Here is a 14,392-nt window from a genome sequence, read left to right on the forward strand (position 1 = left end):
TGACTAGCTGAGCGAGACGACAGCGTAGCCCCACGCTGGAAGCGAGATTTCGGGACCAGCAGCTTCGTCATTGACGATGCTGGCTGCTGCGTCTTCAAAAGTGTGCAGCAGGTGGGCGGAGCCGAACTCGGAATCCAGGCTGACGCTGGTTTCGGCGTCGGAGAAATTCGCAACCAAAGCGACAGTTTCAAAGGCATCCGAGTTTCGGGCCCCCATTTCGCGCTCATCCTGGCTGCGCACAACGACAAGGCAACGATTGTCCTCGTCATACTCGGTCACCACAGATGCCGACCACGGCGTGCGAAGCGACGGGTGGGACTTCCGCAGCGCGAAGAGATCGCGGTAGGCCGCCAGAATAGTGGCGTGCGAGTCCTCCGAAACCTCCTGCCAATTGAGCTTCGAGCGGTGGAAGGTCTCTGGATCCGATGGATCGGATACCTCCTTCGGATCCCACCCGGCACGGGCAAACTCACGTAGTCGTCCTTCGCGCGTGAGCCGCTGCAGCTCCGGATCTTCATGGGAACAGAAGAAAGCAAACGGGGTAGAGGCGCCCCATTCCTCACCTTGGAAGAGCATCGGGGTGAAAGGACTGCAGGCGATAACTGCTGCCTTTAAAACCTGCTGCGCCGGGGTGAGGTTCATCGACGGACGGTCGCCGACAGCGCGGTTACCCGTTTGATCATGCGTGGTCGTGTACGTTACAAAAGCATGCATGGGCTGGACAGACAGGTCAAAGGGGCGGCCGTGAGTACGACCGCGGAATGTCGACATTGTGCCCGTATGCCAGAAGCCGGTTTCCAAAGCGCTAGCCAGCGCTTCCACCGAACCAAAGTCCGAGTAGTAGGCGTGGTCTTCACCAGAGATCAACGTGTGCAGCGCATGGTGGACGTCATCATCCCACTGAGCGTTGAGGCCAAAGCCACCGGCAGCCCGCGGGCGGACCAAGCGCGGATCATTTTGATCGGACTCTGCAATCAAGGAACGCGGAATACCAGTCTCAGCTGCGACAGTGTCTGCGACAACCTGCATCTGCTCCAGAATGTGGAATGCGCCCTCGTCATGCAGGGCATGGACCGCATCCAGGCGCAGACCGTCGACGTGGTAGTCCACCAACCATTGGCGTACCGCATCCAAAATGTACGCACGCACCTCATCAGAGTTGTCGCCGGTGAGATTGACAACCTCACCCCAACCCGTCGAACCACCAGCGGTGTAGGGCCCGAAAAATCCCACATAGTTGCCGTCCGGACCGAAGTGGTTATAGACCACATCAAGAATGACGGCCAAACCCTTGCGGTGGCAGGCATCAATCAGCTTCTGTAGTCCCTGCGGGCCACCGTAGCCCTCGTGCACACTGTGCCAGGACACACCGTCATAGCCCCAATTACGGTCACCGCCGAAAGGCTGCACTGGCATCAGCTCAATGTGTGTTACCCCCAGCTCAATCAGGTGGTCTAGATGTTCCAGCAAACCTTCGAAATCACCAGAATCGCTGAAGGTGCCCACATGCAGCTCATAAATCAGACCTCCTGGCAGAATCCGTCCTGACCAGGTCGAGTCCTTCCACTTATAGGCACCTAGGTCGACAACCTGGGAGAAACCATGCGGGCCATCTGGCTGGGACTGGGAACGCGGATCGGGCAGCGGTATTGTCCAGTCGCCGACAGCGGGGGAGGAGCCGTCCCCCGACTCGCCGTCAGGCGCGCCGTATCCCGCATGTGCCCGCAGCGAAAATGCGTAGCGATCCCCCGGTGTGCGAGCCACATCAGCTTCGAACCAACCAGAGTTGGCGCCGTAGCCATGGGTGGCATCAGCGATTGGATGCATATCAAAAATCGCAGGAGCGTCAGGATTACCCAACAACAGACGGACTTCGGAAGCGTACGGGGCCCAGACTCGGTAGTTGCTCATGAGCACCATGGTAGGTCAGTCAGCGGATTGGCACAGTGAAACTTTTTCGAACACTGCGGATTTGAGGTGAGCCCAAGGTGAGGTCGAGATAGTAGCGACCGACGGTGATTGGGCGTGCCCGAAGCCCATACGCAACAATGGACACTATGACCACCGAGCCATCCACTTCGACCGAAGCGACGCAGAATCAGCGTGACATCGAGCTGATTGTCCCCGCCGACGGTGACATCGTCACGCATGAAATCGAGATTAAGAAATCGCGCTTCATTACGTGGATCGCGCGTGGCGACGACGAAGGCAGCGCCCGAGAGGTCATCAATTTGGCCAAGGCGGAGTACCCGGATGCTCGCCACCACTGCAGCGCATACATTCATGAGGTCGTCGGGGGAAATCGCGTGGAGCGATCCTCAGATGACGGTGAACCCGGTGGTACGGCAGGTCGCCCGATGCTCGATGTGCTGCAGGGCTCTGGAATGACGAATGTCACCGCAGTAGTGATTCGCTATTTTGGCGGCATCAAGTTGGGCACGGGTGGGCTTGTGAGGGCCTATTCGGATTCGGTCTCAGAGTGTCTAGAGAAAGTCACCCGCATGCGGCGTGTGCAAAGAGCCTTGAGAGTAGTGAGTGTTTCCGCTGCAGATGCGGGACGCATCGAGGCAGAATTGCGTGCTCGTGGCTACGAGATTGTGGAAACCCGGTGGGGCCAGAACGTGGAGTTTTCCATCGCGGTGACTGCCGAGGGGATTGCCCAGCTTGACGGAGAAATGCAGGCGCTAACTAAGGGAGCTAGCGAGCCCTCTACGGACGGTGGCGAAATCTGGTGGGAGCTGCGCGCCTAACAGCCACTACCCCTGGTTCGGGGATTCCTCGCCGTTGTGTGCACCGCGATGGCGCTTGAGAATTTCCACCAGTTCGTCCTTGTTTTCCGCAATCTTTTCCGGCCGACCGAAGACGCAGACCGCCGCGACAGTAGCACCGTCTTCCTCCACTGCGATAGAGACACCGTCAACGCCACCGCCCTCAGCAATACCCGGGGCAGCACAAACTCCGGTCTCTGCGATTTCCCCGGCCTGGCGGAGGAAATCATCCACATAAACCTGGTCTTCGGGCCGCGCGGAGTTCAGGTAGGACCACAGTTCGCGCTTTTCAAACCGACTCATCAAAACCCAACCTGCAGAGGTGCGCAGCAGTGAGCGCGGCAGGAAGTTCTCCGTCAGGTACTGGTAGCGCATGGATTCGCCGACGGTTTTAAGGTAGAAAAGTTTGCCACCAACTGGCAGCGCCAGCACGGTAATCAGTCCAGTTTCGTTGTGAATCGCTTCTAGCTCGGCCGTTGGAACGTTGACCATGCGACGACCGGCCATGACATTGAGCAGAAACGGTGCCATGCCGAGCGTGTATCGCTTGTTGGACTCGTCAAGGTAACCAGTAACGGTCAGACCGTTGACAAGGCCCTGCGTGGTACTGAGCGGATAGTTCAGCGTGTGGGCGATGTCAGTGAGAGTTAGGCCTTCGTTAGAGCGTGCAACGAGTTCGAGGATCGCCGCAACGCGGTCGACCATGCGGTGGCGGGGGCGGACAGTTTCTGACATAGGGCTAACTTTAGCAACCTAGCTACGCCATTGTGTTATTTACCTACCCAAATAGGAATATTTAGCAAGTTTGCCTTCTCTGGTGGGATTTATCCCGAATTGTATGGCCCATCGACTTAGGCGATGCGTCAGTGCGACCAGAACACTCTAATATGTACCCCATGAGCTATCTTCAGCCCCAATCTCAGAATCCCATTGAGCTCCGCAAGAACGCGGTGCGAAAGTACTCCCGCAATGCCGTTGTGTGGGCAGGCAGCGGTGTCGTCGGCGGTGCAGTGCTCGGACTTCTTGCCGGAAGCATGTCTCTATTCCTCATCCTGGCAGTGGTCGGCCTGGTCGGTGGTTTTCTCAATTGGCAAAAGGTTCAGCGGATTGTGAACTACAAGGATCCGCAGTAAATGCCTGCTCAGCAGCAATTGTCTACCGAACCAGTGCGTATCGATGCCTGGATTTGGGCGGTCAGGTTGCTGAAAACGCGCTCATTGGCCGCAGATGCGTGCCGTGGCGGCCACGTCAAAGTCAACGGCGAAGCCGTGAAACCCTCAGTTCTAGTCGTCCCAGGGGACAGAGTGCGATTGTGGGCAAACCACCGCGAACACATTGTTGAGGTCACCAAGACGGTGAAGAAGCGGGTCGGAGCTCCGGCGGCCAGGCAGTGCTATATTGACCACTCTCCAACGCCGCCTCCGAGGGAGATTCTCGCCTCGATGCCGATGCGCGACCGCGGTGCCGGGCGGCCTACGAAGCGCGATCGCCGTCAGCTCGATCGTCTTCGGGGACGTCGCTCATAGGCATCCCGGCCTCCGCTAGTTGCTGTAATCGTGCGCGCAAACGAGCTGGTCGACGCTTCGGGTTATGGCTGGTATCCGCAGTGGCCTTAATGTGCTTGTCGCCGCGAGCCGCTAGTAGTAGGTCATCGATAACACGAACATGACCTGGGTTAAAGCGGTACTTCATGGCCTTGCTTACCGCGCTGAGGCGCTGCGGATTAAGTAGCTCTCGCAGCTGCCCGACAGTGCGAATGCCATTGCGTTCGAGCAGCTCTTCTGCCCAGCCGTAGTGCTCTGATTTTGAGCGGGGTGCATCTGGAAGCAGTATCGTCAGCACACCGGGTAGGGTTTCCTCAGTTACCACAATGTCATCGGCGGTCGTCTTTGCCGGAACTGAGGGCTGTTCGCCCTCTCCATTCGCGGAATTGTCGGGTGCAGATTCCTCCAGCACGGCAACGACTTGGTCGAACTGCTGGTCCGCGAGCTCAATAAGACCAGCGGCCAGCGCAAAGGCCCTATCAATCCGCGGGTCTGTCGCTCCTTCAGGGGCCTTGTAGCGAATATCGTGTTCAAACTCTGCCCATGCATGCTGCAGAACCGTGCGCAGTTGCACCTCAAACTGCATGTCCGCATATGGAGTTAGCTCTGCTGGTGCCGCCGTCGACACCTTGCAGATCAAGTGCTGGGAGCCGTATCCCAACCGGCCGCTGATTCGTGTCTCCGCGGTCTTGTCAATCGTGCGCAGCACAGTCAGCGAATCTCCCAGCGCATCCATAATCGCGGGAATCTCCGTCGAATGGTACGTGGTTACACGCACGCCGATGATGTCGTGGATATCGTGCCACGGGTCAGGGTAGACGTAGCTGCCGTCCGCTTCACGACGCAGGGCCTTCTGCCGCAATGAGCGGAAAGACTTCACCCGCGCTGTGACATTGTCAAAGGCCAAACCGGCATCGGAGAGAATCTCTTTAATCGCATCGACAAAGTCCTGCGCGGCAGTGGGGTTCCGAGTTGCCCACGAGTCGTACTTCGACTGCAGCGCACGTGTAACCTCTCGATCCTCCGCCAACTGAGCCTTGCGGTTCTGCTCGCGGGAATCGTCGGCAAGCGAATCCTTCATCCGATTAGTCGTCATCGTCCTCGCGTACCAGCAGTGCTACTGGGAAGGAGCTGAACAGAGAAGCCACGGCGATGGTACCCGACCAGGTATGGCCGGTGAAACGGTCGGTCCAGAATCCCTTGGGAAGTGTCACTGTAGTGTCGCCCCAACCGCCTTCGCGCTGCAGCCCCAGCGGACGGCGCGTCACCAGCGCGATAACATCTTCCGGCTCGCCCTTCGGTCCACGCGCTGCACCGACCAGATGGCGCTCACCCACACCGACGGAAAATACTGGCTGGTAGGCACCGCCGACGAAGGACTCCGGGCGCTCCGCACGCAGCTTCACGCCGTGGTGAGTCACCATCAGCTTTGCGACGTCCGCATCGGCATCCGTAAAGTCCTCCGGCAGCTCAGCTGGGTGCTCTGGACTCTTAGTCACCGACGTGACCTCATCGCGGGCAACCTTATCCAGCGCCGCGACGCGCGCATCGTAGTCGACGAAGCGGCGGTTGTCGGGATCAACCAGGGAGTCCTCTGTGAACTCCGTCCCCTGGTAGGTATCGGGGATGCCGGGGCCGACAAGCTGGAGGAGCTTGCGCGACAGAGACGTGGTCAGGGCAGCTGGCGCAATGGAGCGGACGAACTCTGTGATGGAGTCGGTCAGGGGGCCGTCGAGAAGCGCGTCGATCCAGCTGCGGATGCCGAGTTCGAACTCCTCGACCGGCTCCGTCCAGGAGGTGTGCACATCTGCCTCGCGGATGGCCTTGATGGTGTAGTCGTGGAGGCGTTCACGCAGTTCATCGGTAATTACGCCGTCGGTCGGCCAGACTCCGATGATGTTCTGCAGCAGGAAGTAGCCGGTGGCATCGTCCGGGGCGGGGGTGATGGCCATCCAGTTGCGGACATTTTCAGCCCAGTCGCCGGAGACATCGGAGAGCTGGAGAATGCGGGCGCGGACATCTTCGCCGCGCTTGGTGTCGTGAGTAGACAGCGTGGTCATCGTTCGTGGCCAGAGGCGAGCACGTTCCGACTGCAACAGGTGGAATTCCGCTGCCGACATGCCGTAGCGACCGAGATCACCGCCGACTTCGTTTAGGCTGATCAGGCGGCAGGCGCGGTAGAAGGTGGTGTCTTCGACACCCTTTGCCATGACCGCACCACAGACCTGCGCGAACCGCGTGGCGGCCTCACCACCGGCTACCAAACCTGCCGAAATGAGGTCGAGAGCAAAGACGCGCGAGGGGAAACGCGCTGCCATTTCACCAATGACCGTGGAAGCCACTCGCGACAGGGAGACATAGTCCGAACGGTAGACAGGCATTGCAGCGACCAGCTTGCAGATGGTGTCGATAAGCACTTCATCGCTGACGCTGGTGCCGCTGATAGACCAGTTGTCCCGGCGCAGAGCCCGCGCTAGACGACGGACCTCCGCAGCCAGCTCGTGAGCAGCGACATCGTGCTTGAGAGCCTGCGCAGTTGCCTGCACGGCAGTCTTGTCCCAGGTTGAGCCGGACTGCTGCAGAGCCAACATGCTCATGGCGTCTCGGGAGTCGCGGTTGACGAAGACATTGTCGAACTCACGCAGGGCGTCGTAACCCGTGGTGCCGTCAACCTGGAGCCTTGGATCCAGTGGCTCTTCGGCACCCAGAATCTTCTCGATAACCAGCCACTTGTCATCGCCGAGTAGACGGCGCAGCTCACTGAGGTATCCGAATGGGTTGCTGAGACCATCCGGGTGGTCAATGCGGACACCGTCAATGATGTCCGCAGCCAGCAGCTCGCGGATGATGCGGTGTGTGTGCTCGAATACCACCGGATTTTCCTGGCGGATGCCGGCCAGACCGTTGACGCTGAAGAATCGACGGTAGCCAATGACCCCGTCCTTCCAGTACATCAGGCGATAGGCCTGGCGATCATGTACTTCCTGCGGGGTGCCGTCCTCGGTTCCAGGGCGCACCGGGAATTCATTGTCGTAGTAGCGCAGAAGTGGGTCATCGCCAGAGGTGTCGAGCTCCAGCTTGTCGATATCTTCCAGGGAGCCCAGAATCGGCAACCCCATCTTGCCGTTGGCACCGTTGTCCTCGTGCCAGTCGATGTCGAAGTATGGCTCGAACTGAGAATCCTTGCCATAGGTCAGAACGTCCCACCACCAGGCATTGAGCTTGGGTTCCTCAACACCGAGGTGGTTCGGTACCAGGTCGATAATGATGCCCAGACCGGCCTTGTGCGCCACCTGCGCGAGCTTCTGCAGCTCTTCCATGCCGCCGAGCTCCGGGTTCACAGTCGTCGGATCGATGACATCGTAGCCATGGTTCGACTCCGGTACGGAAGTGAGGATAGGCGACAGATACAGGTGTGAAATTCCGAGGTCTGCCAAGTAGCCGACCTGTTCAGCCGCGTCAGCGAACGTGAAAGCGCGCCCGTTTGGATCGGCCTTGGGGCCACGGAGTTGGAGACGGTAGGTGGACGTAATTGGTCGGCGACTCATGTTCCCCTTTATACCGCCCACCAGGAAAAGCTGCTGCCTGACCGCTGTGGCAGCAGCTAGCCCCAGAGCCTGCGCCCGCCTTCCGAATGCGAATTTCTTCCCGTGAACGTGGCCTAGAAGGGCGGCATTCCGTCATCGCCGGGCAGGGAAGTGGAACCAAACAGCGGAACCGACTCACTGGAGTTGTTTCCGTCGCTGGCGCTAGGCGTCCCTTCCACAGTGCCTCCTGCTTCGGACGCGCCATCCTCTTCCGGATTCAGCCCGAGTGCAGTGAAGAGCTCCTTCTCGCTCCAAATCTGGATTTCCTGGCCTTCGGCCTGCAGCTGTCGAGCCCTCTTCTCCTTCGACGTCACCGAATCCCACGGACCGGCGACCAATATGGTCGTTTTCTTCGTAACACCCTTATTGATATTCGCACCTGCAAAGGCAATCTTGTCCCACAGAAAACCCTTGTCATACGGTGCAAAATCGCCCGTCAGTGTCACACGCTGCTGGTACAGAAGGCCGCTTGGATCCGCGTCCGGATTCGGGTCTGGAATGGTGTCCGGTGTCTTGGCTGCATCCCATTTCGCATTGCGACGCGGCCGACGTGACGGCGTGGAACTGCCGGACTGCGCACCAGCACTAGCACCAGTGCCCGCGTTGGTTCCGGCTCCAGTGCTGGCGACACCAGACGGGTCATAGCGCACCATCCGCACTCGTCCACTGCCAATCTGGCCCAAGCTCAGCGAGACCTTCTTGCTCAAATCAGCCACCGATGTCGCGCGCTGGTGCTCCATCAACCACAGCGCTACCTCAGCACATGCGACCGCATCCGCCGTCGCATCATGATGATTCTCCAGTGACGCTCCCGCGGCCTCCGCCAACGTCGGCAGCTTCAAGTTGGGCAGCCCCAACTGCATCTGCCGAGCCCACATATAAGTACACGCAAAATTCAACTTCGGTGCTGGAATGCTTTCCGCCCGGCACGCCCGCGACAGGGCTGTGAAATCAAACCGCGCATTGTGAGCAACTACGTCCAAATCCCCGACGACGTCAACAAACTTCGCCAGCTGCTCCGGAAATGACGGCTCACCGGCCACATCTGCTGCCGTGATGCCATGAATCGCGACATTGGCTTCATCAAAATACTCCAACCCCTTTGGCGGACGGCACATCCAGGAATAACGCTCCGTCACCTTCCCGCCACGCACGACCGCAACGCCAAGCTGAATAATCGAGCCGGTGTCTTCGTTCGCTGTCTCTACATCGAACGCCGCAAACGGTGCGATGTCCGACACCGCAACCTCATCCCCCGAAGGAAGCGGCGCAAAAGGCACAGAGTGCTTTACGACGTCGCCCGCGCCCTCAACCACACTCACGCCTTCGGTGACCGCCGCGCGCTGTGCCATCCACGGCATCAACGTGGAAGTAAAAGCATCAGCTGAACTGTAGAACTCCGGATTCTTGGCCATCTCCGCCATGAGGTCTGCCAGCAACTGCGCTGCTGCCTGGCGATGAGACATCACACGAGCCTTTGGCAAAGCTACTCCGAGGTCTACCGTGCCGGGGAAGAAGCGGTTGGCCGGAGTGTAGACACCGTTTTTACTTGCCGATGCGACCTCGGCAACGTCGGCAAGCGGGAGGGGCTTCGCGGGGGCGGTGCTAGCCGTGTTGATGGTGTGGGTAAGACGGAGCCCATCTGCGGTAATAGTCACCGTGTCGCCGGTGAGCTCGAAGACGACGGCGGGCTCGGAGGATGGCGTGGTCGTAGTCATGCACTAGATGGTAGCGCCGATGGCGGATTGAGCCCTATAGAGGCTGCGGTACCTGCGGTTCTAGCCGAGTACATGTGGCTTCCGACAATGTGGAAATGTCCACAGAAATAGGAATATTTATGGAGCGTTCGGACAGTGGGGGTGTCTGTACCCCTGAAAACCACATGTTTTGGGAGGTTAAATGTCCGGATGCATTTTGAGCGGGCGCTCCTTATACTTTTCGACGAACGGCGGTAACTGGTCGTTCGAGCTTTCGAGCTCAAGCGAAGGGCAAAGCGGAAACAACGTATGCCAGTGAAGCGATGAAATAAGGAGTAAATATTTTGAGCACGCATCCTGTGCACCCTGGTTCTATCTTGAACGATAATTTCCTCGAGCCGCGACACCTCTCTATCTACCGACTGGCTCTTGCCATCGGCGTGCCAAGCTCAACTCTGGAGCGCTTTCGCACCGGCCGCACTGCGGTCACCACTGACCTCGCAAATCGACTGTCCGACTACTTTGACACCGAGCCTGAGTACTGGTTGAACTCTCAGGCGGAGTTTAATATGCGCGCATCTGCGTAAGAAGACTTCACGCCAGCTCGGCTCCCGCGGTGCTGTGTTGACCCAATGCGAGTTACTGACTGCGTTTATGGCTGGCGGCGGTGGGGCGATGCGAGTTACTGACTGCGTTTATGTCAAAAATGGCCCGAAAAATGGCCTGAAAGCGTCATAAACTCACACAGTTTCAAATTTGCAGCCCTCAATTTTTGCTACGTACCCCTGTTTTGAGTTGAACTCAGAGCCGAAAATCTCCTGTCAGTGGAAGAAAAGTCTTCCGCCGACAGGGGATTTTTGTGTAGGACCCAACGCGGACGCGGCTAGTGTCGCTCGATCAGCACAATGGTCGAACGGGCCGGCACGCGGAGCTCGCCTTCCGGCTCAACGATGCGCTCGCGAGTCGGTCGACCCGTGATCTCTGCGGTGTCGATGATGACTTCCCAGCTGTGTGCGTATTCGGTGCCCGGAATTTGGAACATGATGTCCTCGTGGTGGGCGTTGAAGCACAGCAGGAAGGAGTCATCTTCAATCCGGTGACCTCGGCGATCAGGTTCAGTGATGGCATCGCCGTTGAGCCAGACCATCAACGACTTGCCGAAGTCGAAGTTCCAGTCATCGGTAGTCATGACACGACCCTCATAGGTCAGCCAGGCAATGTCACGATCATCGGTTTCCGCACCGAGCGGGCCACCGCGCAGGAAGCGGCGGCGCCGGAAGACTGGGTGTTCCGCACGCAGTTCAGTCAGGAACTGGGTGTATTCGACCAGTTCAGAGTTGGTACGAGTCTGATTCCAGTCCACCCATGACAAACGGTTGTCCTGACAGTAGACGTTGTTGTTGCCCTTCTGGCCGCGTCCCATTTCGTCGCCATGGCTAATCATCGGAGTGCCCTGGGACAGTAGGAGAGTGGTCAGGAAGTTACGATGCTGACGGGAGCGCAGAGAAAGAACGCGCTCGTCGTCGGTCGGGCCTTCCACACCGCAGTTCCACGAACGGTTGTGGGACTCGCCATCGCGGTTGTCCTCGCCGTTGGCCATATTGTGCTTCTCGTTGTAGCTGACCAAGTCGTTGAGAGTGAAACCGTCGTGCGCGGTAACGAAATTAATCGACGCAGTGGGGCGGCGGTCATTGTTTGCATACAGGTCCGAGGAACCGGTGATACGCGAAGCGAACTCGCCGAGCGTGGATGGCTCGCCGCGCCAGAAGTCGCGGATAGTGTCGCGGTACTTACCGTTCCATTCAGTCCACTGTGGCGGGAAGTTACCGACCTGGTAACCGCCCTCACCGACATCCCACGGCTCTGCGATGAGCTTGACCTGGCTGACAATCGGGTCCTGCTGCACCAAGTCAAAAAAGGCAGACAGGCGATCCACATCGTGGAATTCTCGAGCCAGGGTGGAGGCCAAATCGAAGCGGAAGCCGTCGACATGCATCTCGGAGACCCAGTAGCGCAGCGAATCCATAATCAGCTGCAGGGAGTGTGGGTGGCGCACGTTCAGGGAGTTACCGGTGCCGGTGTAGTCCATGTAGTGCTGTCGGTCACCCTCGACCAAACGGTAGTAGGCCTCGTTGTCGATGCCTCGGAAGCAGATGGTTGGGCCCATGTGGTTGCCCTCAGCGGTGTGGTTGTAGACCACGTCGAGGATAACCTCAATCCCCGCATCGTGAAATGCGCGCACCATGCCCTTGAACTCGCTGACTGCGCCGCCTGGCTTTTGGGAAGCCGAGTAGTCCTGGTGTGGCGCCAGGAAGCCGAAGGTGTTGTAGCCCCAGTAGTTGCGCAGCCCCTTTTCGCGCAGGTGGTCGTCCTGGAGGAACTGGTGGACAGGCATCAGTTCGATAGCCGTGGCACCAAGGTCCTTGAGGTAGTCAATAATCGCCGGATGAGCGAGACCGGCATAGGTACCGCGTAGCTCCTCCGGAATATCCGGGTGAGTCATGGTCATGCCCTTGACGTGGGCCTCGTAAATCACGGTCTCGTTGTACGGCGTGCGAGGTGCGCGGTCAGCGCCCCAGTCGAAGAATGGGTTGATGACCACGGAGGTCATGGTGTGTCCCAGGCTGTCCTCGGTGTTGCGCTTCGAGTGGTCATGAATGTCATAGTTGAACAGTGATGGGTGACCGTCGAATTCGCCGTCGAAAGCCTTGGCGTATGGGTCGACCAGCAGCTTGTTGGGGTCACAACGCTTACCGTTTTCCGGATCGAATGGGCCGTGTACACGGTAGGCGTAGCGCTGGCCCGGCATGATGGACGGGATGTAGCAGTGCCAGATATGCGCATCGACTTCTTCCAGCGCAATGCGTGTTTCTTCGCCTTCGGCGCTGATCAGACAAAGCTCCACCTTTTCCGCGACATCGGAAAAGAGCGCAAAGTTGGTGCCAGCGCCGTCGTAGGTAGATCCGAGCGGGTAAGGCTCACCCGGCCATACTTGATAATCGCCGACTGTATTTGCTTGGTTCATGTGACTACCTTAACCGTTTTGTAAAAAACATGAGCCATTTTCAGTCCAGTGTGAGCGCGCAAACCGACCCATTCGTCGAGCGCACTTCGCAAAAACGACCCCCAGACAAAAAGTCGAGTTGAACGGTTAAGTGCGTAAACTTCGCGCGAAAATAAGTATTTAACCCTGCAAGTGGGCAATTTGACACTCTAAACGCACCTTGGTGGGCACCGAATCCCCAATATTCGCGGTCACCAACGCGCGAAGATTCCCAAAGGCCTTTACTTTTGGAATTATGAGTCCACGAACCATTGGTGTAACGGAAGTAGCGTTCCGAGACGCTCATCAGAGCCTCATGGCAACGCGAATGGCTATGGAAGACATGGTCGATGTCTGTGAAGAAATGGACAAGGCCGGTTTTTGGAGTGTGGAGTGCTGGGGTGGCGCAACCTTTGATGCCTGCATCCGCTTCCTTAATGAAGACCCCTGGGAGCGACTGCGGACATTCCGCAAACTGATGCCGAACAGCCGCCTGCAGATGCTGCTGCGCGGTCAGAATCTCCTCGGCTACCGCCACTACGAGGACATGGTGGTTGACAAGTTTGTCGAAAAGTCCGCTGAAAACGGCATGGACGTATTCCGTGTTTTCGACGCCCTCAACGATCCACGCAATCTCGAGCACGCCATGCGCGCGGTCAAGAACGTCGGCAAGCACGCGCAGGGCACGATCTGCTACACGACGTCTCCGCTTCACGACGTCGACGGGTACGTCAAACTCGCTGGTCGTCTACTGGATATGGGGGCGGACTCCATTGCGTTGAAGGACATGGCAGCGCTGCTGAAACCCCAGCCGGCTTACGACATCATCCGCGGCATCAAGGAAACTTACGGCGAGGACACCCAGATTAACGTCCACTGCCACTCGACCACCGGTGTCACCATGGTGACTTTGATGAAGGCCATCGAAGCTGGTGCGGATGTCGTGGACACGGCAATTTCGTCGATGTCGCTGGGGCCGGGGCACAATCCGACCGAGTCGCTGGTGGAAATGTTGGAGGGAACCGACTACACCACCGACCTGAACATGGATAACCTGATCACCATTCGTGACCACTTCCGCAAGGTGCGTCCGAAGTACGCAGAGTTCGAGTCGAAAACCCTGGTCAATACCGACATTTTCATGTCGCAGATTCCTGGCGGCATGTTGTCGAACATGGAAAACCAGCTCAAGGCCCAGGGCGCGGGCGACCGCGTCGAAGAGGTCATGCGTGAAGTGCCGATTGTCCGAAAGGACGCCGGCTACCCGCCGCTGGTGACTCCGAGCTCGCAGATCGTCGGCACGCAAGCTGTGTTTAACGTGCTGATGGGACGCTACAAGGTCATGACGGCTGAGTTCGCCGACCTCATGCTCGGCTATTACGGGCAGTGCCCGGGTGAGCGCAACCCAGAGCTGATTAAGCAGGCAGCGGAGCAGACCAAGAAGGAAGAAATCACGGTTCGTCCGGCTGATCTCCTCGAGCCAGAGTGGGACGACCTGGTCGAGCAGGCCAAGGAGCTCGACGGTTACAACGGCACCGCCGAGGATGTCCTGACCAACGCGCTGTTCCCATCTGTCGCACCGGGATTCTTCACCGCGCGCGGCGAAGGGCCGAAGAACGTCGGCAAGACCGCCGAGCAGCTCAAGCGCGAGGCAGAGCAGGCCTCTGGTGCTGCCAATGCCATTCGCGAGCCAATTCGCTACAAGGTCACCGTCGGCGGTCGCTCGCAGACCGTCCAGGTGGAACCCGCCTAG

General features: G+C 58.5%; 11 protein-coding genes. 5 read left to right on the plus strand and 6 right to left on the minus strand.

From position 1 onward, the window contains the following. Nucleotides 1-3 precede the first annotated feature (3 nt). The gene (gene treZ, locus I6J19_RS06955) at nucleotides 4-1,920 is read right to left on the minus strand and encodes a malto-oligosyltrehalose trehalohydrolase (RefSeq protein ID WP_038625756.1); all 1,917 of its coding nucleotides are present in this window, start codon (nucleotides 1,918-1,920) and stop codon (nucleotides 4-6) included. A 128-nt stretch (nucleotides 1,921-2,048) separates the two neighbouring features. Between treZ and I6J19_RS06960 the strand changes: the two genes are divergently transcribed. Beyond that, nucleotides 2,049-2,750 carry a YigZ family protein gene (locus tag I6J19_RS06960; protein WP_187402469.1) on the plus strand — a complete coding sequence of 234 codons (702 nt, stop codon included), beginning with the start codon at nucleotides 2,049-2,051 and terminating at the stop codon, nucleotides 2,748-2,750. A 6-nt stretch (nucleotides 2,751-2,756) separates the two neighbouring features. On the opposite strand, the gene I6J19_RS06965 is transcribed toward I6J19_RS06960, so the two are convergent. Further along, nucleotides 2,757-3,503 carry a helix-turn-helix domain-containing protein gene (locus I6J19_RS06965; protein ID WP_038625754.1) on the minus strand — a complete coding sequence of 249 codons (747 nt, stop codon included), beginning with the start codon at nucleotides 3,501-3,503 and terminating at the stop codon, nucleotides 2,757-2,759. Nucleotides 3,504-3,655: 152 nt separating this feature from the next. Here I6J19_RS06965 and I6J19_RS06970 point away from each other — a divergent pair, with 152 nt between their 5' ends. Together I6J19_RS06970 and I6J19_RS06975 are read left to right on the plus strand one after the other, a co-directional pair. After that, on the plus strand, nucleotides 3,656-3,901 hold the full coding sequence (locus tag I6J19_RS06970; RefSeq protein WP_038625752.1) for a hypothetical protein: 246 nt from the start codon (nucleotides 3,656-3,658) through the stop codon (nucleotides 3,899-3,901). Further along, the gene (locus tag I6J19_RS06975) at nucleotides 3,902-4,294 is read left to right on the plus strand and encodes an RNA-binding S4 domain-containing protein (protein ID WP_081913941.1); all 393 of its coding nucleotides are present in this window, start codon (nucleotides 3,902-3,904) and stop codon (nucleotides 4,292-4,294) included. Here I6J19_RS06975 and I6J19_RS06980 read toward each other — a convergent pair. From I6J19_RS06980 to I6J19_RS06990, 3 genes are all read right to left on the minus strand, one after another. Then, a complete protein-coding gene (locus I6J19_RS06980; RefSeq protein ID WP_065422999.1) occupies nucleotides 4,242-5,408 on the minus strand; it encodes a GTP pyrophosphokinase in 1,167 nt (388 codons plus the stop codon). The two genes, I6J19_RS06975 and I6J19_RS06980, sit on opposite strands and share 53 nt — an antisense overlap. Then, nucleotides 5,398-7,860, minus strand: a complete 2,463-nt coding sequence (treY, locus tag I6J19_RS06985; RefSeq protein ID WP_038625750.1) for a malto-oligosyltrehalose synthase — start codon at nucleotides 7,858-7,860, stop codon at nucleotides 5,398-5,400. Before treY ends, I6J19_RS06980 begins: the two co-directional genes overlap by 11 nt. Nucleotides 7,861-7,973: 113 nt before the next feature. Next, the gene (locus I6J19_RS06990; RefSeq protein ID WP_038625748.1) at nucleotides 7,974-9,617 is read right to left on the minus strand and encodes an exonuclease domain-containing protein; all 1,644 of its coding nucleotides are present in this window, start codon (nucleotides 9,615-9,617) and stop codon (nucleotides 7,974-7,976) included. A 323-nt stretch (nucleotides 9,618-9,940) separates the two neighbouring features. On the opposite strand from I6J19_RS06990, the gene I6J19_RS06995 reads away from it, so the two are divergent. Beyond that, on the plus strand, nucleotides 9,941-10,183 hold the full coding sequence (locus tag I6J19_RS06995) for a HigA family addiction module antitoxin (protein WP_005510305.1): 243 nt from the start codon (nucleotides 9,941-9,943) through the stop codon (nucleotides 10,181-10,183). A 296-nt stretch (nucleotides 10,184-10,479) separates the two neighbouring features. Here the strand turns inward: I6J19_RS06995 and glgX are convergent, their stop codons facing one another. Beyond that, entirely contained in the window at nucleotides 10,480-12,621 is a 2,142-nt protein-coding gene (gene glgX / locus I6J19_RS07000; protein ID WP_038625746.1) for a glycogen debranching protein GlgX, read from the minus strand. Between the two features lie 274 nt (nucleotides 12,622-12,895). Between glgX and I6J19_RS07005 the strand changes: the two genes are divergently transcribed. Next, a complete protein-coding gene (locus I6J19_RS07005; RefSeq protein WP_038625744.1) occupies nucleotides 12,896-14,392 on the plus strand; it encodes a methylmalonyl-CoA carboxytransferase subunit 5S in 1,497 nt (498 codons plus the stop codon).

Origin of the sequence: Corynebacterium amycolatum (assembly GCF_016889425.1) — a bacterium.
Lineage (GTDB): Bacteria > Actinomycetota > Actinomycetes > Mycobacteriales > Mycobacteriaceae > Corynebacterium > Corynebacterium amycolatum.